The sequence below is a fragment of the Enterobacter cloacae genome, from assembly GCF_011078175.1.
Taxonomy (GTDB): domain Bacteria; phylum Pseudomonadota; class Gammaproteobacteria; order Enterobacterales; family Enterobacteriaceae; genus Enterobacter; species Enterobacter cloacae_Q.
The window spans coordinates 23885-48910 of record NZ_JAALCJ010000015.1 but is presented as its reverse complement, the minus strand read 5'-3'; the positions used below and the strand labels follow the sequence as shown (position 1 = coordinate 48910).

Below are 25026 nucleotides of genomic sequence, written 5' to 3'. Positions count from 1 at the left end.
CTGATGCCCCCACCCCAGCCCTCTCACACAGGGAGAGGGAGAACAACCAGCCCGTAGGCTCGGTAAGCGTAGCGCCACCGGGCGAAATTTACGGCGGCCTGATGCTCTCACCCCAGCCCTCTCACACAGGGAGAGGGAGAACAACCAGCCCGTAGGCTCGGTAAGCGTAGCGCCACCGGGGGGAAATTTACTGCGGTCTGATGCCCTCACCCCAGCCCTCTCACACAGGGAGAGGGAGAACAACCAGCCCGTAGGCTCGGTAAGCGTAGCGCCACCGGGCGAAATTTACGGCGGCCCGATGCTCTCACCCCAGCCCTCTCACACAGGGAGAGGGAGAACAACCAGCCCGTAGGCTCGGTAAGCGTAGCGCCACCGGGCGAAATTTACTGCGGCCTGATGCTCTCACCCATGAGGAGAAAGGAAAATTAGTGAGTACTTACATCACCGCAGCAAACGCCTGCGCCACGCGCTGGACGTTGCCGGCGTTCAGCCCCGCCACGCACATACGGCCGCTGGCAATCAGGTAGACGCCGAACTCTTCACGTAAGCGATTGACCTGCGCTGCGCTCAGTCCGGTGTAGCTGAACATTCCGCGCTGCTTAATCAGATAGTCGAAATTCTGCCCCGGCACCGCCTCTTTCAGCACGTTAACCAGCTCCTGACGCATCGACAGGATGCGTTTACGCATACCTTCCACTTCCGCAAGCCAGGTGGCTTTCAGCTCTTCGTCACCCAGTACGGTCGCTACCACCTGCGCACCAAAGTTCGGCGGGCTGGAGTAGATCCGGCGGACCGTCGCTTTCAGCTGACCGAGTACGCGTCCCGCTGATTCGGCGTCTTCACACACCACGGACAGACCGCCAACGCGCTCGCCGTACAGGGAGAAGATTTTTGAGAAAGAGTTGCTGACCAGAGCGGGAAGCCCCGCGCTGGCAATCGCGCGAATGGCGTAGGCGTCCTCGTCCATGCCCGCGCCAAAGCCCTGATAGGCGATGTCGAGGAACGGGATCAGGTTACGCGCCTTCAGCACCTCGATCACCGCATCCCACTGGGCATTGGTGAGGTCCGCACCGGTCGGATTATGGCAGCATGGATGCAGCAATACGATACTGCGCTCCGGCAGGGTGTTCAGTTTTTCCAGCAGCGCATCAACGCGCACGCCGTTGGTTTCGCTGTCGAACCACGGATAGGTTTCAACCCTGAAGCCTGCACCCTCGAAGATCGCAACGTGGTTTTCCCACGTCGGGTCGCTGACCCACACGCCGGAATCCGGGAAGTACTTTTTCAGGAAATCTGCACCCACCTTCAGCGCACCCGAGCCACCCAGCGTCTGGATAGTCGCCACGCGCTTTTGCGCGAGCACCGCGTGGTCCGCACCAAACAGCAGCGGCGCGATAGTGTTGCGGTAGGTGTTTAATCCCTCCATCGGCAGATAAAGCGAAGCACCGTGCGGAGTTGCGTTAAGACGCGCTTCAGCTTCGGCAACGGCTTTCAACTGAGGAATGATGCCGTCTTCGTTGTAGTAAAGACCAATGCTGAGGTTCACTTTGTCGCTGCGAGGATCTTCTTTGAAACGCTCCATCAAGGAGAGAATAGGGTCGCCGGCGTAGGCGTCTACTTTCTGAAACACGCGATGTTCTCCGGATTATTATGAGGCAGGGAATTCAACAATAAACCGGAAGCGGAAGAAGATCGAGGGGATGTTAACAGAAGCGGGATGCATCGCATCCCGCTCATGCTTAGTCGACGTATTTCATCGCGACCCTTGAGGTAAGGCGCGTGATAAGTTCGTAAGCACTCACTTTTGTTATTTCAGCAATACGCTCTACCGGCAGGCCTTCGCCCCACATCACCGCATCATCCCCCGCTATATCCTGCGCGTCGGGCCCCAGATCAACACAAATCATGTCCATCGCCACGCGACCGACAATCTTCACTTCGCGACCGTTGACCAGCACCGGCGTGCCCGTTGGCGCGGCGCGGGGATAGCCGTCACCGTAGCCCATCGCCACCACGCCAAGACGCGTATCGCGCTCGCTGATCCAGGTGCCGCCGTAACCCACCGGCTCTCCCGCTTTGTGCTCACGCACGGCAATCAGCTTTGAAACCAGCGACATCACCGGCTTAAAGCCAAAGTCCGGCCCCCAGGGTTTGTTCTCAAGCGGCGAAACGCCATAAAGAATGATGCCCGGACGCGCCCAGTCGAAGTGCGACTGCGGCCACAGCAGGATCCCGCCGGACGCCGCAATGGAGCGCATCCCCGGTTTGCCTTCGCAGAAGGTGTTGAAGATATCAAGCTGCTGTTCCGTTGCGCCGCACTCAGGCTCATCGGCGCGGGCAAAGTGGCTGACGATGTTCACCGGCTGACGCACATTTTTGCACTGACACAGGCGCTGATAAAACGCCTCCGCGCTTTCAGGTCGCACGCCGAGACGGTGCATGCCCGTGTCGAGCTTCATCCAGACGGTGACCGGTTCGCTCAGTTCGGCCGTTTCCAGCGCGGCCAGCTGTTCTTCGTTATGCACCGCCGTGTGCAGGTGCTGATCGGCAATGGTCGGCAGGTCCGAGGCTTCAAAAAAGCCTTCGAGGAGCAGAATCGGTTGCGTAATTCCGCCTGCGCGCAGGCGGAGAGCTTCTTCGAGACGGGCGACGCCAAAAGCGTCGGCATCGGGGAGCGTTCGCGCGGTCTCAAGAAGACCGTGTCCGTAAGCGTTCGCTTTCACGACTGCAACGAGCTTACTGGCGGGCGCCAGTTCTCGCAAACGTTGCAGGTTGTGTCGCAGAGCGCGGCGGTTAATCACAACAGTTGCCGCTTGCATTTGAATTCCTTAGAAATTACTCATCATCATATTGAGGACCGGCATAGTTGTCGAAACGCGACCACTGGCCGTTAAAGGTCAGACGCACCGTACCGATGGGGCCGTTACGTTGCTTACCAATAATAATTTCGGCGATCCCTTTCAGATCGCTGTTCTCGTGATAAACCTCATCACGGTAGATGAACATGATTAAGTCGGCATCCTGCTCGATGGAGCCGGATTCACGCAGGTCGGAGTTGACCGGGCGTTTATCGGCGCGTTGTTCCAGAGAGCGGTTCAGCTGCGACAGCGCCACCACCGGCACGTGCAGCTCTTTGGCTAACGCCTTGAGCGAGCGGGAGATCTCTGCAATTTCCAGCGTACGGTTGTCAGAGAGCGACGGCACGCGCATCAGCTGAAGGTAGTCGATCATGATCAGGCCGATGCCACCGTGTTCACGGGCGATACGGCGCGCGCGGGAGCGCACTTCCGTCGGCGTCAGGCCGGAGGAGTCATCAATATAGATGTTCCGTTTTTCAAGCAGAATCCCCATGGTGCCGGAGATCCGCGCCCAGTCCTCATCGTCCAGCTGGCCGGTACGGATGCGGGTCTGATCCACGCGCGACAGGGACGCCAGAGAACGCATCATGATCTGTTCTGAGGGCATCTCAAGACTGAAGATAAGCACCGGTTTATCCTGCAACATCGCCGCGTTTTCGACGAGGTTCATCGCAAAAGTCGTCTTACCCATCGACGGACGCGCAGCGACGATAATCAAATCCGATGGCTGAAGACCTGCCGTTTTCTTGTTGAGATCGTCATAACCGGTGTTCACCCCCGTCACGCCATCGTGCGGCTGCTGGAAAAGCTGCTCAATACGCGCAACCGTGGCGTCGAGCACATCGGCGATATTTTTCGGGCCTTCGTCTTTGTTCGCACGGCTTTCGGCAATTTTAAAGACGCGGGATTCCGCCAGGTCGAGAAGATCTTCGCTGGTGCGGCCCTGGGGATCGAAACCGGCCTCGGCGATCTCATTCGCCACCGAGATCATCTCGCGGACAACGGCACGTTCACGGACGATATCAGCGTAAGCGCTGATGTTCGCGGCACTTGGCGTATTTTTCGACAGTTCTGCCAGATAGGCAAACCCGCCGACGCTGTCGAGCTGTCCCAGACGCTCCAGCGATTCTGCGAGCGTAATCAGGTCAATCGGGCTGCCCGACTCCTGCAAACGCGCCATTTCCGTAAAGATGTGGCGGTGCGGGCGGGTATAGAAGTCTTCCGCGACAACGCGCTCGGCGACGTCGTCCCAGCGTTCGTTATCCAGCATTAAACCGCCCAACACCGACTGTTCCGCTTCAATCGAGTGCGGCGGGACTTTTAACCCGGCGACCTGATAATCACGCTCACGAGGTTCAGTCTGTTTGTTGAAGGGTTTGTTTCCTGCCATAGTGAATGGAGTTACCGAGATAAAGAGTGGGTCGAAAGATTACCACATTCTGGAGGAAGCATGGCAACACGTATTGAATTTCACAAGCATGGTGGCCCTGACGTACTCAAAGCGGTGGAATTTACCCCCGCTGCGCCTGGCGAGAACGAAATCCAGGTGGAAAACAAAGCGATCGGCATTAACTACATCGATACCTATATTCGCGGCGGCCTCTATCCACCACCGTCGATGCCGAGCGGGCTGGGCACAGAGGCGGCCGGTATCGTCAGCAAAGTGGGCCGCGCGGTTAAGCACTTTAAGGAAGGCGATCGCGTGGTATACGCGCAGTCGGCGCTGGGCGCTTACAGCTCCATCCATAACGTTCCGGCCGAGAAAGTGGCACTTCTGCCAAATGCGATCGGCTTCGAGCAGGCTGCCGCCTCATTCCTGAAAGGGCTGACGGTCTATTATCTGCTGCGCAAAACCTACGAAATTAAGCCTGACGAGCAATTTTTGTTTCACGCAGCCGCAGGTGGCGTGGGGCTGATTGCCTGCCAGTGGGCGAAAGCCCTGGGCGCGAAGCTGATCGGCACCACAGGCAGCGCGCAAAAAGCGCAGCGCGCGCTGGACGCGGGCGCATGGCAGGTGATCAACTACCGGGAAGAGAGCATCGTTGAGCGGCTGAAAGAGATCACTGGCGGCAAAAAGGTCCGCGTGGTGTATGACTCGGTGGGGAAAGACACCTGGGAATCTTCGCTGGACTGCCTGCAACGTCGCGGGCTAATGGTGAGCTTCGGTAACGCCTCCGGGGCAGTCACCGGCGTCAACCTGGGCATTCTGAATCAGAAAGGGTCGTTGTACGTCACTCGCCCTTCCCTGCAAGGTTACATCACCAACCGGGAAGAACTCGAGGAAGCCAGCAACGAGCTGTTCTCGCTGATCGCCAGCGGGGTAATTAAAGTAGATGTGGCAGAGGCGCAGAAATATCCGCTGACCGATGCGCAACGTGCGCATGAGGTGCTGGAGAGCCGGGCAACGCAGGGGTCTAGTCTGTTAATTCCCTGAGCCGTAAAAAGAAATTGGGCTTCCCGTGGGAAGCCCTTTCTTTTTTTAGTTCGGCTGTATGTAGGGTACAGCTCGATGAATTCTTTAGCGGCAGCAATAGTGACAGATTCGATAAATAAATCCTATTCTGTTCTAAGGATTGCGGCCGGAAAAGTTGCAGGTATGTGACGTACCCCTCAATACCTTAGTAACGGAAGCGGTTATTACGCTGATAAGTGGGCAGTTTTGGTGATTTAATCGCCCGTATCGCCCATACCACCGCAATCGCCAGAAGTAACCACGGCATGAGTTTAATCGTCAGAGCAAATAAACCACCAACGAACATCACCACTGTGGCCACAACGAGCGCGGCCAGGATACCGAGCAGCGACACGCCCGTGACCATCAGCATGATAAAGAAGCCAATCACAAAAAGTAGTTCCAGCATGGTGCTCTCCCACGAGTTCCCGAATGATGCTGCGATCATTACAAGAAACATGCCAAAAATAAGTCTTTGTTCTGAAAGCAAAACGCCCTGCAATAGTTTGCAGGGCGTGGCGTATTTGACCATCTTTTAGCGAAATTTAACGTTTATCCGCAACCAGACGCAGCGCGTGTTCCAGGACCTCAATATCCGCACCGGCTTTGTGCGCGTTCTCACTGAGATAACGACGCCACTGGCGCGCGCCGGGAATGCCCTGGAACAGGCCGAGCATATGGCGGGTAATGTGGCCAAGGTACGTACCCTTACTCAGCTCGCGCTCAATGTACGGATACATGGCGCGCACGACGGCAACCGGATCGGTGTCAGCACCGTCAACGCCAAAGATTTCCCGATCAACCGTCGCCAGAATGCCCGGGTTCTGATACGCCTCGCGTCCGATCATCACGCCATCCATATGGTCGAGATGCGCTTTGGCTTCATCCAGCGACGTAATACCGCCGTTGATCGACATGGTCAGGTGCGGGAAGTCGCGTTTCAGCTGGTACACGCGCGGGTAGTCCAGCGGCGGGATCTCGCGGTTTTCTTTCGGGCTGAGGCCAGAGAGCCAGGCTTTACGGGCGTGGATGATAAACATCTCGCATTCACCCTTCCCTGATACGGTGTTGATGAAATCACACAGGAATTCGTAGCTGTCCTGGTCGTCTATGCCGATACGGGTTTTGACCGTGACCGGGATAGAGACGACGTCGCGCATCGCTTTGATGCAGTCCGCCACCAGATGTGCATTCCCCATCAGACACGCGCCGAACATACCGTTTTGCACACGGTCGGACGGGCAACCGACGTTGAGGTTAATCTCGTCATAACCGCGTTCTTCGGCCAGCTTCGCGCACTGCGCCAGCGCAGCCGGATCGCTGCCACCCAGTTGCAGCGCAACCGGATGCTCCTCTTCGCTGTACGCCAGATAATCGCCCTTGCCGTGAATAATTGCGCCGGTAGTGACCATTTCGGTGTACAGCAGCGTATGGCGGGAGAGCTGGCGCAGGAAATAGCGGCAGTGTCTGTCCGTCCAGTCGAGCATTGGCGCAATGGAGAAACGGTGTGCAGGGAAAGCGGTCTGGAATTCTGACGACATGGCGAAGTTTTAAGCATTTGGTGGAAAAGGGGCGCTACTATAGCATAGGCTTAAAAAGGATACGATCCGGCTTGATGTGATATCAAAAAGTGATATCATTCAATGCAACTTTGGCGGGGAAGAAAATTAAAATGGACTCTATCAACTATGAAAACATTGAACCCCCGCCACCAAAATACATTGCAGTTGATTTTCTCTGTACCAACGCCAAGCTCTCTGGAATGGCGCAGGATTGAAGCGCTTTTCATCGCACTGGGTGCGAAAGCCTCAGAAGGTAGCGGCTCAAGGGTAAGATTTGAAATCAATGGGGTTGTGGCCTCGTTTCATCGTCCTCATCCGGATAAAGAAGCGAAGGTTTATCAGGTTCGCGACGCAATGGCTTTTCTCATCGCAACAGGGGTTTCTCCATGATTAACACCATGACTTATAAAGGCTATGCCGCAAAAATTGATTACAGCGACGAAGATCTATGCTTCGTTGGGCATGTTGCTGGCATAAGAGATGTTATCGGTTTTCATGCGGATAACGTCGCAGCCCTCCGTAAAGCGTTTGAAGAAGCGGTTGATGATTATCTTGCCTACTGTACAGAACAAGGTCGAGAACCTCTGCGTCCGGCAAGCGGAAAAATCAGCCTGCGCATCGCGCCCGAGATACATTCCGCAATTAACATCGCAGCCGAAGTTTCAGGTAAAAGCGTAAATCAATGGATAAGCGATACGCTGACCAAAGCGGCACACGGATAAGCTAAGGGCACCATTAACGGTGCCCTTTTTATTTAAAACGTCATGCTCAACTGTGCCCCTGCACCCCAGGTCTCGTCTTCGCCATAAAGCCCCATCAGGTCAACGTGGACGGAGTTGAACGGTGCGAAACCGACACCGCCGGTAAAGACGTTGCTGTCGTTCCCTTTCATATCCGCACGATAACCGGCGCGTACTGCCAGCCAGCTCAGCGGCGTGACTTCGGCACCAACGCCAACGTACTGGGAGGTGTCTTCGCTTTTAAAGCCCTTGGTTTCGGTCAGATCGCCGTCTGCGGTCAGCGTGACCAGATCGTTGTGCCAGGCGGCCCCGGCTGTGACGACAGGACTAATTTGATAGGTATCGCGTACCCCATCGACTTCTTTGGTATCGATATCGCGTGAGAAGAGATTCTGCCCGGTCAGACCAACCGTCCAGTTTTCCCCAAAGTCCGCCGCAAGGCCGGCATCGACGTTAAAGCCAGTGTCATCATTACGGTAACGGCTACTGTTTATATCATCACTGTCAAAGTTGTAGATAGAAACAGTGTAATTATAAAGCCATGTTTTTTGGAGCTTTGGAGTGATCCCGACGGAAACCGGCACACCGCTGAGATCAAACTGACGTGCGATTGCAACTCCATAATCTGAAACGATTGCCGCACGGCCATACCCTTTTGATTTAAGATCATTCGGGTTAACGCCAAATACGGCAACAGGCGTAGCCTCTACCAGACGTAACTTATCGATATCGCCCTGATCGATATAAGAGCTCACGCGTGCACGCGCATTGGCTTTCGCTACAAAAGCGACTGAAAGTACATCATTAGGAATGCTTACGGCGATCCCACCCCCCGCTTTACCGCTGGCGTTTTTCCCTTTCAGTGAATTCAGCTGATCGGCAAGATTGCCTGCCGCCGAAGAGACCTGCAAAGAGGCAGGGCTTGAAGGGTTAAAAAGATCGACAGGATTAATATTATTCAGTGTGCTGCGATAGTTATTCACATCATCGCTGATGTCATCGATCTTATCCCGTAGATTGTCTTTATCCGTAATCTGCGCACCAATGGACGGCAGGATCACGGTGACACCATCGTCCGGTCTCGCTTTTGCCAGCAACGCGGGGTTGATTAACGCCCCACTGCCATAGCTCCCTGCCGCGACACCCGTTCCGCCCATTGCGTCGCTACGCGCTTCCGTCCAGGTATTGGCTGCTCCCGCCTGATTTGCCATAAAAAAGGAGACAGCGATGCTAACCATCGAAAATTTATAATGTTTTTTCACAGTATGCTCGTAAATAGTTTGTTATTAGTTAACCCTGTCTGTTATCACCTAAACAGGAACGAACTATTGCTGTGAATAAGTACAAAAAGATCCGCTATTTCCTTAAGTTAAATTCCATCCAGGCCTGTTGTAATATGTGACGGCCATCAATATTTATAGAAGAGGAAATTATTTTCGCCCAGGTTTTCCGTCGTGCGGCCCGAAAAACTGAGGCGGATGGTCGACCCAGCGGTCTTCGCGCGTCGCGGCATACACCGGATTAAGCGGATAGTAGATACGGTTATGTTTTTTATTAGCCTCACCCACCACCAGTAAGCGCACCTCTTCTTCGGTATTATTGATAAAGGTGTGACACACGCCTGTCCCGGCAGGAAATCCCACGCTGTCTCCGGGTTCGAGCTTCCATAAATAGCCATTGATCCAGGCCTCGGGGTAACCCTCCAGAACGTAAACAAACTCCTCTTCGTCGCTTTCCGCATGCGGATATGACGTGCGGCGTCCGGGCGGCAGCCGTTCATGGTGAATACCCATGCGGCCGAGACCCAGTTTGCGGGCCAGCGGCGCGCCTATAGAAAAACGTTCGTTGCTGTCAGGATACGTTGCGTCATCGGCGCCTTCCACGTCCCGCCAGTGCCGAATACAGTCAGGTCTTTTCATTATGCGATCTCCCGATTTGCGATGCGTCAGGTATAGCACAGCCTGGGGATCTCGGTGTTTTTAGCAGAACATGATAAAGTGAAGGTTTTCACCCCTTACCACATCCGAGGTGCCCGATGGACAAGTCCACAAAAGAGCTGTTAGCGCAAGCTGAAAAGCTGTGCGCGCAACGCAATGTGCGCCTGACCCCGCAGCGCCTTGAGGTACTGCGTCTGATGAGCCTGCAACAGGGTGCCATCAGCGCCTACGATCTGCTCGATCTGCTGCGTGAAAGCGAGCCACAGGCAAAGCCGCCGACCGTCTATCGGGCGCTGGATTTTCTGCTGGAGCAAGGGTTTGTGCATAAAGTGGAATCAACAAACAGCTATGTGCTGTGCCATCTTTTTGACCAGCCGACACACACATCCGCCATGTTTATCTGCGATCGCTGTGGCGTGGTGAAGGAGGAGTGTGCGGAAGGTGTGGAAGATATTATGCATACGCTGGCAGCCAGAATGGGCTTTGCGCTGCGCCATAACGTGATCGAAGCCCACGGCTTATGTTCAGCCTGCGTAGAGGTGGAGTCATGCCGCCATCAGGATGACTGTCAGCACGATCACTCTATCCTGGTAAAGAAAAAGCCACGTTAAAGCAAAAGAAAAAGAAAAAGGCGGCTTATAGCCGCCCTTGGGGATAGATACGGTTACCAGCGGTAGTCGTTACGGGTTTCCCAGTCTTTGACTTCGTTTTCCGCCTGATCTTTTTCATAACCGTAGCGCTCCTGGATTTTACCTACCAGCTGATCGCGCTTACCTTCAATGACGGTCATATCGTCATCTGTCAGCTTACCCCACTGTTCTTTCGCTTTACCTTTGAATTGCTTCCAGTTGCCGCCGATTTCGTCTTTATTCATAATCGTGTCCTCGTGTTAAGCGTCTATGAGTATCGTCCGCTTCGTTCTTTTCTGCTGGACGTGATTATTATTGTAGTTAAGGATTCGGTAGTTGTTTTTATATTCGGAATCTTTAACCGTTACGATATATCGTGCGGGGCTGGAAACCAGGTATTGTTTCGCCAGTGACGATGCCAGATAACGGCCAGCGAAAGGCCACGCAGTGATAAAAAGACCGCCAGCGCCAGCCACAGACCGTGATTACCGAGATATGGCAGAGTCAGCAGCGTCAGGCCGAACCCCGCCGCAGCGACGGCCATGCTGTTGCGCATCTCCGCCCCTCGCGTGGCGCCAATAAACATGCCGTCCAGCAAATAACACCACACGCCCACCACGGGTAACACTACCTGCCAGAGAAGGTAGCGATCGGCCAGCTCGCGCAGCGCGGGTATTGAGGTCAGCAGTGCGACAATATGCTCGCCAAAACAGGCGTAAACCAGGGCAAATATCAGCGCCACCAGACCCGACTGACGACAGGCAGCCCGCCAGACTTCTCGTAACTGGCCACTTTCACGCGCGCCATAGGCTTGTCCTGAATGCGCCTCCACGGCGTAAGCAAAACCATCCAGTGCGTAAGCAGTAAAGGTCAGTAACGTCATGAGCACCGCGTTGACTGCGACGATCTCAGGCCCAAGACGAGCACCAAAAACGGTTAATGCGCCAAAGCACAGTTGCAGCAGAAGCGAACGGAGCATGATGTCGCGATTCAGCGCCAGCAGCTTACGAATATTGCCGCGCCAGGCCGATTTCAGTAGTGCAAGCGAGATACCGCGCATCGCCAGCACGCGCCAGACCATCCACAAACCGATCAGCAGCGTACCGTACTCGGCAATCGCCGTAGCCAGCGCCGCGCCCCTGACGTTCATGTGCAGCCCCATCACCAGCCAGAGATCGAGCACAATATTAAGCAGGTTGCCCACCACCAGCAGGATCACCGGCGCGCGGGCGTACTGCACGCCCAGCAGCCAGCCCAGCAGGACCAGGTTTGCCAGTGACGCGGGCGCGCTGAGCCAGCGAATTTCGAGGAACCGCCGGGCCTGCTCCAGTACGGCATCGCTGCCACCCACAATATGGAGCGCAAGATCAATTAGCGGCGTACGCAACAGAACGATTAACGCGCCAGCAGCAAACGCCAGGATAAGCGGCTGAACCAGCGCACGTGCCAGACGAAGGGGATCTTTTGCACCATACGCCTGGGCCGTCAGGCCTGTCGTACTCATGCGCAGAAAGAGCAGCAGCATAAAGAGGAAGCTGGTCGCTGTTGCGCCGATCGCAACACCGCCCAGATAAATCGGCGAATCCAGATGCCCGATTACCGCCGTATCCACCAGCCCCAGCAGAGGAACGGTAATATTGGAAAAAATCATCGGTAGCGCAAGACGCCACAACGCCTTATCGGCAGACGTTAGCAATGCCATGGAAATTACCGGAATCAGAAATTAGGCCAGGCTGTAGAGGAACTACAGCCTGTCAGGAAGAGATTATAGCCACTCACCGTTGCGGATAACGCCGACCGCCAGGCCTTCAATGGAGAAGCTCTGCGCGCGGAGATCCACCACAATCGGGGAGAACTCGTTGTTTTCTGGCAGAAGCTGAACGGTGTTACCTTGTTTTTTCAGGCGCTTAACCGTCACTTCATCATCAATGCGCGCTACCACGACTTGCCCGTTACGCACGTCCTGCGTTTTGTGTACCGCCAGCAGATCGCCATCCAGAATACCGATATCTTTCATGGACATCCCGCTAACACGCAGTAGGAAATCGGCGCTCGGCTTGAACATGCCAGGGTCAACCTGATAATGCCCTTCGATGTGTTGCTGTGCCAGCAGGGGCTCACCTGCGGCAACGCGGCCCACCAGCGGAATACCGGTCTCTTCTTCCACCAGCAGACGAATACCGCGTGAGGCGCCGGAAACTATCTCAATCACGCCCTTACGCGCCAGCGCCTTAAGGTGCTCTTCGGCAGCATTCGGAGAACGGAAACCCAGACGCTGGGCAATTTCTGCACGCGTGGGTGGCATACCGGTCTGGCCGATATGATCCCGAATGAGATCAAACACCTCTTGCTGCCTGGTCGTTAACGCTTTCATACCGCCCCCTGGGTGTATATACAGTTATGCTGTGAGTATATACAGTCAAAGGCGATTTTGGAACCAAAAACTGCACAAAAAACCAGGGACTTAATTATTCCTCGAGGCTCATCGGAAATGCGACCAAAGCAGCGTGACCCAGGTGATCGCCGCAGTGATAATTGACAACAGTACGGCAGCGGAACCCATGTCTTTTGCCCGGCCAGACAGTTCATGGAATTCCGACCCAATCCGATCCACAACGGCCTCAATAGCGCTATTGAGAATTTCCACTATCATCACCAGAAGGACAGATCCGATGAGCAGTACGCGGGTGATAGCATCGACATCAAGGAAGCAGGCGATGATAACGGCAACGATTGCGGCAACCGCTTCCTGGCGGAAAGCGGCTTCATTAATCCATGCGGCGCGGAAACCTTTCCATGAATAACCGGCAGCTTTAATGATTCGGGTTAACCCAGTGGTATTATTGGCCATTAAAAGAACCTTTTATGATAAATAGCGTCAGTTACTACAGTCGCAGCGCGTTTTGCTGCAACCTGAAGTATGACGGGTAACAACAGAAATTTTGCGCGCTTTCTGTTATCCTTGCGCCGCAATTGCATTATTAACCAGAGGCTTTACATCGTTTATGTCCGGCTGGCCACGAATTTACTACAAATTACTTAATTTACCATTAAGCGTACTGGTAAAAAGTAAGTCTATCCCAGCAGAACCCGCGCTGGAATTAGGGCTCGATACGTCGCGCCCGATTATGTACGTTTTGCCTTATAACTCGAAGGCAGACCTGCTTACGCTTCGCGCTCAATGTCTGGCGCATGATTTACCTGACCCGCTTGAACCGCTGGAAGTCGACGGTACGCTGCTGCCGCGCTACGTGTTCATCCATGGCGGACCGCGCGTGTTCACCTATTACACGCCGAAAGAAGAGTCCATTAAGCTGTTCCATGATTACCTCGATCTGCACCGCAGCAACCCCGAACTGGACGTGCAGATGGTGCCGGTATCGGTGATGTTCGGGCGTCGTCCGGGGCGCGAAAAAGGGGAAGAGAACCCGCCGCTGCGTATGCTTAACGGCATTCAGAAGTTCTTCGCCGTCTCCTGGCTGGGACGCGACAGCTTCGTCCGCTTCTCGCCTTCCGTTTCATTGCGCCGCATGGCGGATGAACATGGCACCGACAAAATTATTGCGCAAAAGCTGGCACGCGTTGCGCGTATGCACTTTGCACGTCAGCGTCTGGCGGCTGTTGGGCCACGTCTCCCGGCGCGTCAGGATCTGTTCAACAAGCTGCTGGCTTCTAAAGCGATTGCCCGTGCCGTAGAAGACGAAGCGCGCAGCAAGAAAATTTCGCACGAGAAAGCGCAGCAGAACGCGATAGCGCTAATGGAAGAGATCGCCGCGAACTTCTCTTACGAGATGATTCGTCTCTCCGATCGCATCCTCGGCTTCACGTGGAACCGCCTCTATCAGGGGATTAACGTCCACAACGCCGAGCGCGTGCGTCAGTTAGCGCACGACGGCCACGAGATTGTCTATGTGCCTTGCCACCGCAGCCACATGGATTACCTGCTGCTCTCTTACGTGCTCTATCACCAGGGTCTGGTGCCGCCGCATATTGCTGCCGGTATTAACCTGAACTTCTGGCCAGCAGGTCCGATTTTCCGCCGTCTGGGTGCGTTCTTCATTCGTCGTACCTTTAAGGGTAACAAGCTCTACTCCACCGTCTTCAGGGAATATCTGGGCGAGCTGTTCAGCCGCGGTTATTCCGTGGAGTACTTTGTTGAAGGGGGCCGCTCCCGCACCGGTCGTCTGCTCGATCCGAAGACCGGCACGCTGTCGATGACCATTCAGGCCATGCTGCGCGGCGGTACGCGTCCTATCACGCTTGTGCCTATTTACATTGGTTATGAACATGTGATGGAAGTGGGCACCTACGCGAAAGAGTTACGCGGTGCGACCAAAGAGAAAGAGAGTCTGCCGCAGATGCTGCGTGGGCTGAGTAAATTGCGCAACCTTGGCCAGGGCTACGTGAACTTTGGCGAGCCCCTGCCGCTGATGACATATCTGAACCATCATGTTCCGGAGTGGCGCGAATCTATCGATCCTATCGAAGCGGTACGTCCGGCCTGGCTGACGCCAACGGTCAACGGCATCGCGTCCGAACTGATGGTACGCATCAACAATGCCGGTGCGGCAAACGCCATGAACCTCTGCTGTACCGCGCTTCTGGCCTCTCGCCAGCGTTCACTGACCCGTGAGCAACTGACCGAGCAGATTGATTGCTACCTCGACATCATGCGCAACGTGCCGTATTCCGTGGATTCGACCGTGCCGTCTGCCACCGCCAGCGAGCTTATCGATCACGCGTTGCAGATGAACAAGTTCGAAGTCGAGAAAGATACGATCGGTGACATCATCATTCTGCCGCGCGAGCAGGCCGTGCTGATGACCTACTACCGTAATAACATTACGCATATGCTGATGCTGCCGTCGCTGATGGCGGCCATTATTACCCAGCATCGCCGTATTTCACGTCAGGAGCTGCTGCGCCACATTCAGGCCATCTATCCGATGCTGAAAGCAGAGCTGTTCCTGCGCTGGAGTGAAGATGAGCTGGCGGCAGAACTCGATAAAACGATCGCGGAGATGCATCGTCAGGGGCTGATTACCATCAGTGATGACGAACTGCATATCAACCCGTCACGTTCTCGTACCTTGCAGCTGCTGGCTTCCGGCGCGCGTGAGACGTTGCAGCGCTACGCCATTACCTTCTGGTTATTGAGTGCAAATCCGTCCATCAACCGCGGTACGCTGGAAAAAGAGAGCCGGACGCTGGCCCAGCGCCTCTCCGTTCTGCATGGCATTAACGCCCCGGAATTCTTCGACAAAGCGGTATTCAGCTCTCTGGTGCTGACGCTGCGTGACGAAGGGTTTATTAGCGATACGGGCGACGCCGAGCCGGAAGAGACGATGAAGGTTTATCAGATGCTGGCAGAGCTGATTACCTCGGATGTGCGTTTGACGATTGAGAGTTCAACGCAGGGCGAGTGATGTTAAAAAGCCGGGTGGCGGCTTCGCCTTACCCGGCCTCTTATGCTGCACAATATGTAGGCCCGGTAAGCGCCAGCGCCACCGGGCATTTTTCAGGAAAAGTAACTCATCGCCAGCCCCAGAAACAGCACCAGCCCGACGTAGTTGTTATTCAGAAACGCTTTAAAGCAGGCTTCACGCTCGCGCTTCGCGATCAGCTTTTGCTGGTACGCAAACAGCAGTCCCGCCACCAGCACGGACCAGTAAAACTCCCAGTTCAGCCCGTTCAGGCGACCAATCGCCACCATCAGCGCCAGCACCGCCACCTGCAATATGCCGATGATCAGTTTGTCGTGACGCCCAAACAGGATCGCCGTCGATTTGATGCCAATCCTGAGATCGTCATCGCGATCGACCATCGCGTATTGGGTATCGTACGCAACGGCCCAGAGAATATTCGCCAGGAACATCAGCCAGCAGCTGAGCGGAACAGACTCGCTAACTGCGGCAAACGCCATGGGAATCGACCAGCCAAATGCCGCACCCAATACGACCTGCGGCAGATGGGTGTATCGCTTCATAAACGGATAAACCCAGGCCAGCGCCAGAGCAGCAACGGACAGCAGAATGGTCATGGTGTTAAGGGTTAACACCAGCATGAAAGAGAGAAGCACCAGCACCACAAACAGAATGCGCGCCTCTTTCCCGGTCACCTGACCGCTCGGCAGAGGACGATTCGCGGTGCGCTTAACATGTCCATCAAATTTCCGGTCAGCATAGTCGTTGACCACACAGCCCGCTGCGCGCATCAGCCAGACGCCCGCCACAAACACCGCCAGGATCCACAGCGGCGGCACGCCCGGCGTGGCAACCCACAGCGCCCATAATGTCGGCCACAGCAGCAGCAGCGCGCCAATGGGTTTATCAGTACGCATCAGGCGGTGATAGGCCAGCAGCTTATTCTGCGTCAGACTCCACTCCATTTTTTCTCCCTCTTAGTACAACGGCGATGCAGGCAAAAAAAGTTCCGTCAGGATTAACGGCTTGCCACTCAAACGAAGGCGGGAACGGCGCCCCCACAAACCGGCATCGCAACCAATTTCAATAAAATCACGGGTCAGTTCAGACGAGGTGAACAGATAGCGCCCCAGGGGCGTTTTGCCGAGGCGTTGCAAAGCCAGCTCCGGCCCGGAAAGTGTAGACTCAGGAACCACCGTCCGCCCGGCAAGCCACGGCTCGCCATCTGCACACAGTAAAATTTCACGCAGCCAGTAGCGTTCTTCCTGGGGCAGCAGCGGCAGCTCGCTGGCAATCTCCGCAGGCGAAACAAACCCTTCCTGAATCATCGTCACCGTGACCGTTTTACCCTGCTGCTCAAAACGTTTTGTCATGGAATCTTCCAGCAGCAGCCAGTCCAGTTGCTCCGGGTTAAGCGCGGGTATTTGGTCGAAATAGCGTAGCGCACGCAGCTGCGTGAGCGCGGGGTGTGACATGCCAGACTCTCCGATACATAACGTAAAGGCATTGTATCGCAGATTGGCAAAATGAGGACGGACAAACCAAATTTAGCGATCACTATCGCAACAATGGTGCAACTTAGCCAAAAAAAGTGCGCCCGTGAAGGCGCACTAAACAACTAACAAAATCAGCACTGTGGGGAGACGATTACCCCTTGCCTTTTACACTGCTGATAAAGGTGGAACGGGCAGTGGTTGAACCTAAACGCTCGGCTTCATCAAGCAGTTTCAGCGCTTTATCGACATCGCCGTTTTTAACCGCTTGCTTGATGGCGTTGTTAAAGTAAGTTTCAGTATCGTTAAGCACCGGCTCGGCTTTTTTCGCCGGGGCCGGGGCCGCAGTCGCTACCGGTGCGGCTGTGGTGGCAGCTGGCGCGGTATAGGCAGGTGCAGCGGTATTACCCACGGTTACCGGGCCGCTACCGGAGGAGCCAAACAGCGGGCCGACCAGCACGCTGGAACCGCTGTTAGTTTTCACCTTCAGCTTTAACGTTCCGTCAGTAACGTGACGTGCGATAGGATCTGGAATATCCGGAACCGCGTTACCGGTACCTTTTGCGTAGGCTTTGGCCGGGTCGAGCAACGTGGTGGTTTTTTGAAGATCTTGCTCAGTGGTAAAGACCAGTACATAAAGTTTTTGTTGGCCCAACGCAGGCGTCAGACGCATAACGCCTTCCAGACGATCGGCGCTCATTACGCCAGGTTCCTGATAAGTAAAATATTCACTTGGGAAAAAGGCCGATGGTGTCATGTTCTGATCGAGAATTAACACGTTTGGCGCAAATACGCTCGTCTGCTTGTTGACTTCACTGGTCAAGGTGATGGCCAGTTCTCCGATATTGGCAGGTACGCTATACGCAGCGACCGGGCCTGTAATACCCGGAACATTAATCGTTTGTCCGCCCGTGGAGAGCTGGGTAGTCTGGGTTTTAGACTGATCGACAGGCGTCCAGACCAGCTGTTGCAATGTCGCCGCCGGAATGGCAGGCGCGGATGTTGTGTTTTGCGGAACGAAATTCACGTTAGCGAGCGTGACAGCAGGCGCGCTTGCCAGCAGCCCTGCGGATAAACAAAGGGCAAGAAGAGTTTTGTTCATTTTCATTGTTATCACCTCAAAATGCACAGGTCAGCGGTAGCCAGGCAATAGCGCGCCGTCCCAAGGATTGAGGGGCTTTCGCCCCTCAGTTTGGTCATTACGTCAGATTAAGACGGATTACCACCAGATTTCCATCTGGGCGCCGAAGGACCACTCATCGTTGTCGCCGCGACCGAAGGAACCACCGTTGAAGCCATCTTTAACCGCTTTACCGAAGTTAGGGTTATTCGCTGGGCTACCGTTGTAGTCATAGCCCCACTTTTCATCCCACTTCGCATAGGTTGCGAAGACGCGGATAGCAGGACGAGACCAGATGCTGTCGCCAGCCTGCCACTGTTGAGCCAGGGTGATTTTGTACTGGTTGTTGGTTTCGCCAGTTTCCTGGGATTTGACGTTGTCGTAGCCCACTTCCAGCAGGGTGCTCATGATTGGCGTCCATTTGTACATTGGACGTACGCCCACGGTCCACCACTTGGTGCCGTTGTTGTTATCCCAGTCGATGTCCTGATACATCCCGACGTACATCAGGTCCCAGCTATCGCCCAGGGAGATTGCACCGTGGTCGAGGATACGCAGCAGGCTGCCGTTGTTGTTGATGTCATACGCAAAGCCGGAGTTGCCATCAATGCCTACGCCAGAACCTTGAGACAGGCCTTTACCCTGAGAGGTCATGGAGTCGGTGGCGTACTGAACCACAAACTTGTTGTAGCCTTTCAGCATGCTCTGGGTGTGTTCAGCGGTGAACATCCAGCCGTCTTTAGACGCGCCGTCAACCAGGCGATAGTCATCACGTGGGTTAGCACGACCGTAGTCAACACCCAATTCCAGCGTACCGCCTGGGTTGATTTCCATCTGCGCTAAACGAACGTCAAAGACATCGTTCGCTGTGCGGGTGGTGTAATCATAAATACTGTTGCTGGCGAAGGAGGAAGAACCGCCTGCTTCAGAAGAACGGGTTGCTGCCAGAGAGAGTTTACCGAAGCCGACGTCGATATTTTCCAGGCCCGCACCAGGACCAGAGATATCCCAGTAGTAGAAGTCGATCATGTGTACGTCATGACGCTGATAGAAGCGCTTACCGGCCCAGATGGTGGAGCCTGGCAGCCATTCAATCAGGTTTTTACCCTGCACGTTAGCTTCACGGAACGCCGGATCGGTACCTTCCCAGTCGTTCTGCTGTGCCACGGAATACGCTACGTTGGTGTCGAAGTAGAAGCTCTTGTCACCTTCTTTCCACACTTCCTGGCCCAGTTTCAATTCCGCATAGGTTTCACATTCGTTACCCAGACGGTATTTACTTTGAGCACCGGTTGCCTGGAAGCACTGTTGTTCGCCGCCACTACCCGTCCAGCCGATACCGGAACGAGCATAACCATGGAAATCCACTGCCAGTGCCTGAGCAGACATTACGCCCGCTGCGACGGCAACTGCCAAAGGAAGTTTGCGCAGAGTAATCATTATTCTATCTCCTGAGATCATTGCTTTTCTTTGTAATTGGAATGCTTAAACGCCTGGCTCTTTGTGCAACCGACGACATGCAGTGCCATCCTCACGGAACAGATGGCAACGCTCTGGCGGCAAACCGATAGCGAATGTGGCACCCTCTTCTACCAACACCACGTCATTCTGGCGGTAGACCAGGTTCTGACGGATGGCGGGGATCTGGATATGAATCTGTGTTTCGTGACCAAGCTGTTCGACGACCTGAACGTCACCTTCCAGCGTCACATCAGCGATGTGGCTCGGCAGTAAATGCTCAGGGCGGATACCGAGGGACATATTGGCCCCCACCTGTACGTTGGCGCTGTCGACCGGCAGCCAGACCTGCTGGCGGTTTGGCAGCTCCACCTGTACCTGTTCAATGGCTGTCGCGGTCACTTTTACGGGCAGGAAGTTCATCTTTGGCGAACCAATGAAGCCCGCAACAAAGCGGTCTGCCGGGTAGTGATACAGCTCCAGCGGTTTGCCCACCTGCGCCACGCGACCGGCGTCCAGCACCACGATTTTGTCGGCGAGCGTCATCGCTTCGACCTGATCGTGAGTGACGTAAATCATCGTGCGTCCAAGGCGTTTGTGCAGACGGGAGATTTCGATACGCATCTGGACGCGCAGGGCGGCATCCAGGTTGGAGAGGGGTTCATCGAGCAGGAACACGCGCGGCTCGGCCACCAGCGTACGGCCAATCGCCACACGCTGACGCTGACCGCCGGAAAGCGCCTTCGGTTTACGCTCCAGCAGGTGCGCCAGCTGGAGCACTTCCGCCACCTGGGTGACGCGCTGGTTAATGGTCTCTTTTTTAGCGCCGGCCAGCTTCAGGCCAAAGGACATATTCTCGGCAACGGAAAGATGCGGATAAAGCGCATAAGACTGGAACACCATGCCCACGCCGCGTTCGGCTGGCGGGATGTCGTTCATTCGGGTATCACCAATAAATAAATCGCCACTGGTGATGGTTTCAAGACCGGCAATCATACGCAGCAGAGTCGATTTACCACAGCCTGATGGACCCACGAACACCACAAATTCACCTTCGTGGATGTCCAGATTGATGTCTTTTGACACCACAACGTCGCCCCAGGCTTTCGTTACATTACGCAGCTGTACGCTCGCCATGCCCTTCTCCCTTCGTTACAACCTGTCACCGACAGAAACATTCAAGATAAGTTCACTATGCGTGTTCCATTACTTTCGTGAATCCTCCACCCCCCGGCTTTTTTATGGGGGAGGAGGCGGGAGGATGAGAGAGCAGACTCTGCGACCGCAGCTGGGGAGCCGTGGCGAAAATCGTGAAGCGGCCTGCAAAATTCAGTGGGTTTTTATGTGCGCCAGCACTCATAACTTAAATTTATGTTACAGGGATCACACAAACAGGGGGTGGGGCGTAGGGACTGGGAGGATGGAAAGAGGATGTCAAATAAGGAGACTGGGTCACGTTGAACCACCTTATGTATCCACGAGCACATCACCAATAAAGGATGGCAGATATGAAGATCAAGACTGGCGCACGCGTTTTCGCATTGTCCGCCCTCGCAGCAATGATGATTTCCGCACCGGCTCTCGCCAAAATTGAAGAAGGTAAGCTGGTTATCTGGATTAACGGCGACAAGGGCTATAACGGTCTGGCCGAAGTGGGCAAAAAATTCGAGAAAGACACCGGTATCAAAGTGACCGTAGAACATCCGGACAAGCTGGAAGAGAAATTCCCGCAGGTTGCGGCAACCGGCGACGGTCCGGACATCATCTTCTGGGCGCATGACCGTTTCGGCGGCTACGCGCAGTCTGGCCTGCTGGCAGAAGTCACGCCTGACAAAGCGTTCCAGGACAAACTCTTCCCGTTCACCTGGGATGCCGTTCGCTACAACGGCAAGCTGATCGCTTACCCTATCGCGGTTGAAGCGCTGTCTCTGATTTACAACAAAGACCTGGTGCCAAACCCACCGAAAACCTGGGAAGAGATCCCTGCTCTGGATAAAGAGCTGAAGGCGAAAGGTAAATCCGCTCTGATGTTCAACCTGCAAGAGCCGTACTTCACCTGGCCGCTGATTGCTGCCGACGGCGGTTACGCGTTCAAGTTTGAAAACGGCAAATATGACGTGAAAGACGTGGGCGTGGACAACGCGGGCGCGAAAGCGGGTCTGACCTTCCTGGTGGATCTGATCAAGAACAAACACATGAACGCGGATACCGATTACTCCATCGCGGAAGCGGCGTTCAACAAAGGCGAAACCGCGATGACCATCAACGGTCCGTGGGCCTGGACCAACATCGATAAGAGCAAAATCAACTACGGCGTAACGCTGCTGCCAACCTTCAACGGCAAGCCATCTAAACCGTTCGTTGGCGTACTGAGTGCAGGCATCAACGCCGCCAGCCCGAACAAAGAGCTGGCGAAAGAGTTCCTCGAAAACTACCTGCTGACCGATCAGGGTCTGGATGAAGTGAACAAGGATAAACCGCTGGGCGCCGTTGCGCTGAAATCCTTCCAGGATCAGCTGGCGAAAGATCCACGCATCGCGGCCACCATGGATAACGCCCAGAAAGGCGAAATCATGCCGAATATCCCACAGATGGCTGCGTTCTGGTACGCCACCCGTACCGCGGTCATCAACGCTGCAAGCGGTCGCCAGACTGTCGATGCCGCACTGAAAGATGCTCAGGGCCGTATCACTAAGTAATGCCGTAGTTCCCTCTCCCTTTGGGGGAGGGTCAGGGTGAGGGTTGTCGCGATCCGCACGCCCTCACCCCGGCCCTCTCCCCCAGGAGAGGGAGAAAAGATCACACGTTGTAGAGGAAGAACCCCATGGATGTCATTAAAAAGAAGCACTGGTGGCAAAGCGACGCACTGAAGTGGTCAGTGATAGGTCTGCTGTGTCTGCTGGTGGGCTACCTTGTTGTTTTAATGTACGTACAAGGGGAATATCTCTTTGCCATCATGACGCTGATCTTAAGCTCTGCTGGCCTGTATATTTTCGCCAACCGTAAAGCCTATGCCTGGCGCTATGTTTACCCTGGCGTAGCCGGAATGGGGCTGTTTGTCCTCTTCCCGCTGATCTGCACCATCGCAATCGCGTTTACCAACTACAGCAGCACCAACCAGCTCGCGCAGGAACGCGCCACTCAGGTGCTTCTGGACCGTTCTTATCAGGCCGGTAAAACCTTTAACTTCGGTCTGTATCCTGAGGGAGACGAGTGGAAGTTAGCGCTCACTGACGGTGAGAGCGGAAAAACCTATCTCTCCGACGCGTTTAAATTTGGCGGCGAACAGAAGCTGGCCTTAAAAGAGGCGGCGGCCCTGCCTGAAGGTGAACGCGCTAATCTGCGTATCATTACCCAGAATCGCCAAGCGCTGACCCTGCTCACCGCCGTGCTGCCCGATGACAGCAAAGTAACCATGAGCTCGCTGCGCCAGTTTTCCGGCACGCAGCCGCTGTATACCCTGGCGGATGACGGCACGTTGACCAACAACCAGAGCGGCGTGAAGTACCGTCCGAACAACGATATCGGTTTTTATCAGTCGGTGAATGCTGACGGCAGCTGGGGCGACGACAAACTCAGCCCAGGCTATACCGTCACCATCGGCTGGGACAACTTTACCCGCGTGTTTACCGACGAAGGCATCCAGAAACCGTTCTTCGCTATCTTCGTCTGGACGGTCATCTTCTCGGTGCTGACCGTGATCCTGACCGTGGCCGTAGGCATGGTGCTGGCCTGCCTCGTGCAGTGGGAGTCCCTGAAGGGCAAAGCGATTTACCGTGTGCTGCTGATTCTGCCGTACGCCGTGCCGTCGTTTATCTCGATTCTGATTTTCAAAGGGCTGTTTAACCAGAGCTTCGGTGAAATCAACATGATGCTGAGCGCCCTGTTCGGTATCAAACCGGCCTGGTTCAGCGACCCGACCACCGCCCGCTCGATGATTATCATCGTGAATACCTGGCTGGGCTATCCGTACATGATGATCCTGTGCATGGGCCTGCTGAAGGCGATTCCGGACGATCTGTACGAAGCTTCGGCGATGGACGGCGCAGGTCCGTTCCAGAACTTCTTTAAAATTACGCTGCCGTTGCTCATTAAGCCGCTGACCCCGCTGATGATTGCCAGCTTTGCCTTTAACTTTAACAACTTCGTGCTGATTCAGCTGTTGACCAACGGCGGCCCGGACCGCCTTGGCACTACGACGCCAGCAGGGTATACCGACCTGCTTGTGAGCTACACCTACCGTATCGCCTTCGAAGGCGGCGGCGGTCAGGACTTTGGTCTGGCGGCAGCCATTGCCACCCTGATCTTCCTGCTGGTTGGCGCCCTGGCGATTGTGAACCTGAAAGCCACACGAATGAAATTTGACTAAGGAGGGCATCGATCATGGCAATGGTACAACCCAAATCTCAGAAACTGCGCCTCCTGGCGACGCACTTAGGCCTGCTGATTTTCATCGCGGCAATCATGTTCCCGCTGCTGATGGTTATCGCCATCTCCCTGCGCTCGGGCAACTTCGCGACCGGGAGTCTCATCCCGGACGAAATCTCGTGGGAGCACTGGAAGCTGGCGCTGGGCTTCAGCGTAGAGCATGCGGATGGACGCGTGACTCCCCCACCGTTCCCGGTGCTGCTGTGGCTGTGGAACTCGGTGAAAGTAGCGACCATCACCGCGATCGGCATCGTAACGCTCTCCACTACCTGTGCTTACGCCTTCGCCCGTATGCGTTTCCCGGGTAAAGCGACCCTGCTGAAAGGGATGCTGATTTTCCAGATGTTCCCGGCCGTTCTGTCGCTGGTGGCGTTGTATGCCCTGTTTGACCGTCTGGGCCAGTACGTACCGTTTATCGGCCTGAACACGCACGGCGGCGTGATCTTCGCCTATCTTGGCGGTATCGCCCTGCATGTTTGGACCATCAAAGGTTATTTCGAGACCATCGACGGCTCGCTGGAAGAGGCGGCATCTCTGGATGGTGCCACCCCGTGGCAGGCATTCCGTCTGGTTCTGCTGCCGCTGTCGGTGCCAATTCTGGCGGTAGTCTTTATCCTGTCGTTTATCGCGGCGATCACCGAAGTACCGGTTGCCTCACTGTTACTTCGCGATGTGAACAGCTACACCCTGGCCGTGGGTATGCAGCAATACCTCAACCCGCAAAACTACCTGTGGGGCGACTTTGCCGCAGCGGCCGTACTTTCCGCCATCCCGATTACTGTAGTCTTCCTGCTGGCCCAGCGCTGGCTGGTGAATGGCCTGACGGCGGGCGGTGTGAAAGGTTAAGTTTCATTTGTTATGCCACTGCAACCCTCAACTTTAGACGTATTGTATTGAACCAACTTGTGACTGTTAGGCGCTCTTCG

General features: G+C 55.1%; 24 protein-coding genes. 8 read left to right on the top strand and 16 right to left on the bottom strand.

The genetic code is table 11. The annotated features are described in order from the left end of the window. Positions 1–436: 436 nt before the first annotated feature. The 3 genes from tyrB to dnaB form a co-directional block, all read right to left on the bottom strand. Complete coding sequence (tyrB, locus tag G6Q29_RS20930; RefSeq protein ID WP_165466964.1) at positions 437–1630, bottom strand: aromatic amino acid transaminase; 1194 nt, start codon at positions 1628–1630, stop codon at positions 437–439. 109 nt (positions 1631–1739) lie between these two features. Next, entirely contained in the window at positions 1740–2819 is a 1080-nt protein-coding gene (alr, locus tag G6Q29_RS20925) for an alanine racemase (protein WP_165466963.1), read from the bottom strand. 16 nt (positions 2820–2835) lie between these two features. Continuing rightward, positions 2836–4248 carry a replicative DNA helicase gene (gene dnaB, locus G6Q29_RS20920; protein ID WP_003860298.1) on the bottom strand — a complete coding sequence of 471 codons (1413 nt, stop codon included), beginning with the start codon at positions 4246–4248 and terminating at the stop codon, positions 2836–2838. Positions 4249–4308: 60 nt separating this feature from the next. On the opposite strand from dnaB, the gene G6Q29_RS20915 reads away from it, so the two are divergent. After that, positions 4309–5292, top strand: coding sequence for a quinone oxidoreductase (locus G6Q29_RS20915; protein ID WP_165466962.1), 984 nt, complete (start codon positions 4309–4311; stop codon positions 5290–5292). Positions 5293–5476: 184 nt separating this feature from the next. On the opposite strand, the gene pspG is transcribed toward G6Q29_RS20915, so the two are convergent. Then, a complete protein-coding gene (gene pspG / locus G6Q29_RS20910) occupies positions 5477–5719 on the bottom strand; it encodes an envelope stress response protein PspG (RefSeq protein ID WP_165466961.1) in 243 nt (80 codons plus the stop codon). 136 nt (positions 5720–5855) lie between these two features. Further along, the gene (gene dusA / locus G6Q29_RS20905; protein ID WP_165466960.1) at positions 5856–6851 is read right to left on the bottom strand and encodes a tRNA dihydrouridine(20/20a) synthase DusA; all 996 of its coding nucleotides are present in this window, start codon (positions 6849–6851) and stop codon (positions 5856–5858) included. Positions 6852–6998: 147 nt separating this feature from the next. On the opposite strand from dusA, the gene G6Q29_RS20900 reads away from it, so the two are divergent. Continuing rightward, entirely contained in the window at positions 6999–7262 is a 264-nt protein-coding gene (locus G6Q29_RS20900) for a type II toxin-antitoxin system HicA family toxin (protein ID WP_165466959.1), read from the top strand. Then, positions 7259–7594 (top strand): type II toxin-antitoxin system HicB family antitoxin, encoded by a 336-nt coding sequence (locus G6Q29_RS20895; RefSeq protein ID WP_197092504.1) that lies wholly within the window; start codon positions 7259–7261, stop codon positions 7592–7594. Before G6Q29_RS20900 ends, G6Q29_RS20895 begins: the two co-directional genes overlap by 4 nt. A 32-nt stretch (positions 7595–7626) precedes the next feature. Here the strand turns inward: G6Q29_RS20895 and traF are convergent, their stop codons facing one another. Beyond that, positions 7627–8874: a conjugal transfer protein TraF gene (traF, locus tag G6Q29_RS20890; protein ID WP_165466958.1), complete on the bottom strand. Its 1248-nt coding sequence runs from the start codon at positions 8872–8874 to the stop codon at positions 7627–7629. Positions 8875–9042: 168 nt separating this feature from the next. Beyond that, positions 9043–9531, bottom strand: a complete 489-nt coding sequence (locus G6Q29_RS20885) for a cupin domain-containing protein (protein WP_165466957.1) — start codon at positions 9529–9531, stop codon at positions 9043–9045. A gap of 116 nt (positions 9532–9647) precedes the next feature. Here G6Q29_RS20885 and zur point away from each other — a divergent pair, with 116 nt between their 5' ends. Further along, the gene (gene zur, locus G6Q29_RS20880) at positions 9648–10160 is read left to right on the top strand and encodes a zinc uptake transcriptional repressor Zur (protein ID WP_003860309.1); all 513 of its coding nucleotides are present in this window, start codon (positions 9648–9650) and stop codon (positions 10158–10160) included. A gap of 53 nt (positions 10161–10213) precedes the next feature. On the opposite strand, the gene G6Q29_RS20875 is transcribed toward zur, so the two are convergent. The 4 genes from G6Q29_RS20875 to G6Q29_RS20860 form a co-directional block, all read right to left on the bottom strand. Further along, entirely contained in the window at positions 10214–10423 is a 210-nt protein-coding gene (locus G6Q29_RS20875) for a CsbD family protein (protein ID WP_003860314.1), read from the bottom strand. A gap of 119 nt (positions 10424–10542) precedes the next feature. After that, entirely contained in the window at positions 10543–11880 is a 1338-nt protein-coding gene (gene dinF, locus G6Q29_RS20870) for an MATE family efflux transporter DinF (protein ID WP_165466956.1), read from the bottom strand. Between the two features lie 63 nt (positions 11881–11943). Next, the gene (gene lexA, locus G6Q29_RS20865; protein WP_165466955.1) at positions 11944–12552 is read right to left on the bottom strand and encodes a transcriptional repressor LexA; all 609 of its coding nucleotides are present in this window, start codon (positions 12550–12552) and stop codon (positions 11944–11946) included. A gap of 108 nt (positions 12553–12660) precedes the next feature. Then, positions 12661–13029, bottom strand: coding sequence for a diacylglycerol kinase (locus G6Q29_RS20860; RefSeq protein ID WP_165466954.1), 369 nt, complete (start codon positions 13027–13029; stop codon positions 12661–12663). A 154-nt stretch (positions 13030–13183) separates the two neighbouring features. On the opposite strand from G6Q29_RS20860, the gene plsB reads away from it, so the two are divergent. After that, complete coding sequence (plsB, locus tag G6Q29_RS20855) at positions 13184–15604, top strand: glycerol-3-phosphate 1-O-acyltransferase PlsB (RefSeq protein ID WP_165466953.1); 2421 nt, start codon at positions 13184–13186, stop codon at positions 15602–15604. Positions 15605–15696: 92 nt separating this feature from the next. Here the strand turns inward: plsB and ubiA are convergent, their stop codons facing one another. From ubiA to malK, 5 genes are all read right to left on the bottom strand, one after another. After that, positions 15697–16566 (bottom strand): 4-hydroxybenzoate octaprenyltransferase, encoded by an 870-nt coding sequence (ubiA, locus tag G6Q29_RS20850; RefSeq protein WP_165466952.1) that lies wholly within the window; start codon positions 16564–16566, stop codon positions 15697–15699. A 12-nt stretch (positions 16567–16578) separates the two neighbouring features. Continuing rightward, entirely contained in the window at positions 16579–17076 is a 498-nt protein-coding gene (gene ubiC / locus G6Q29_RS20845) for a chorismate lyase (protein WP_165466951.1), read from the bottom strand. Between the two features lie 172 nt (positions 17077–17248). Beyond that, positions 17249–18202: a maltose operon protein MalM gene (gene malM / locus G6Q29_RS20840; protein ID WP_165466950.1), complete on the bottom strand. Its 954-nt coding sequence runs from the start codon at positions 18200–18202 to the stop codon at positions 17249–17251. A gap of 111 nt (positions 18203–18313) precedes the next feature. Beyond that, positions 18314–19657 carry a maltoporin gene (locus tag G6Q29_RS20835; protein WP_165466965.1) on the bottom strand — a complete coding sequence of 448 codons (1344 nt, stop codon included), beginning with the start codon at positions 19655–19657 and terminating at the stop codon, positions 18314–18316. A 42-nt stretch (positions 19658–19699) separates the two neighbouring features. After that, entirely contained in the window at positions 19700–20809 is a 1110-nt protein-coding gene (gene malK, locus G6Q29_RS20830; protein ID WP_165466949.1) for a maltose/maltodextrin ABC transporter ATP-binding protein MalK, read from the bottom strand. Positions 20810–21180: 371 nt separating this feature from the next. Between malK and malE the strand changes: the two genes are divergently transcribed. From malE to malG, 3 genes are all read left to right on the top strand, one after another. Next, the gene (malE, locus tag G6Q29_RS20825; protein WP_017382618.1) at positions 21181–22371 is read left to right on the top strand and encodes a maltose/maltodextrin ABC transporter substrate-binding protein MalE; all 1191 of its coding nucleotides are present in this window, start codon (positions 21181–21183) and stop codon (positions 22369–22371) included. A 125-nt stretch (positions 22372–22496) separates the two neighbouring features. Then, the gene (gene malF, locus G6Q29_RS20820) at positions 22497–24041 is read left to right on the top strand and encodes a maltose ABC transporter permease MalF (RefSeq protein ID WP_165466948.1); all 1545 of its coding nucleotides are present in this window, start codon (positions 22497–22499) and stop codon (positions 24039–24041) included. A 14-nt stretch (positions 24042–24055) separates the two neighbouring features. Next, positions 24056–24946 (top strand): maltose ABC transporter permease MalG, encoded by an 891-nt coding sequence (gene malG, locus G6Q29_RS20815; RefSeq protein WP_006810496.1) that lies wholly within the window; start codon positions 24056–24058, stop codon positions 24944–24946. The last annotated feature ends 80 nt before the right edge of the window (positions 24947–25026 follow it).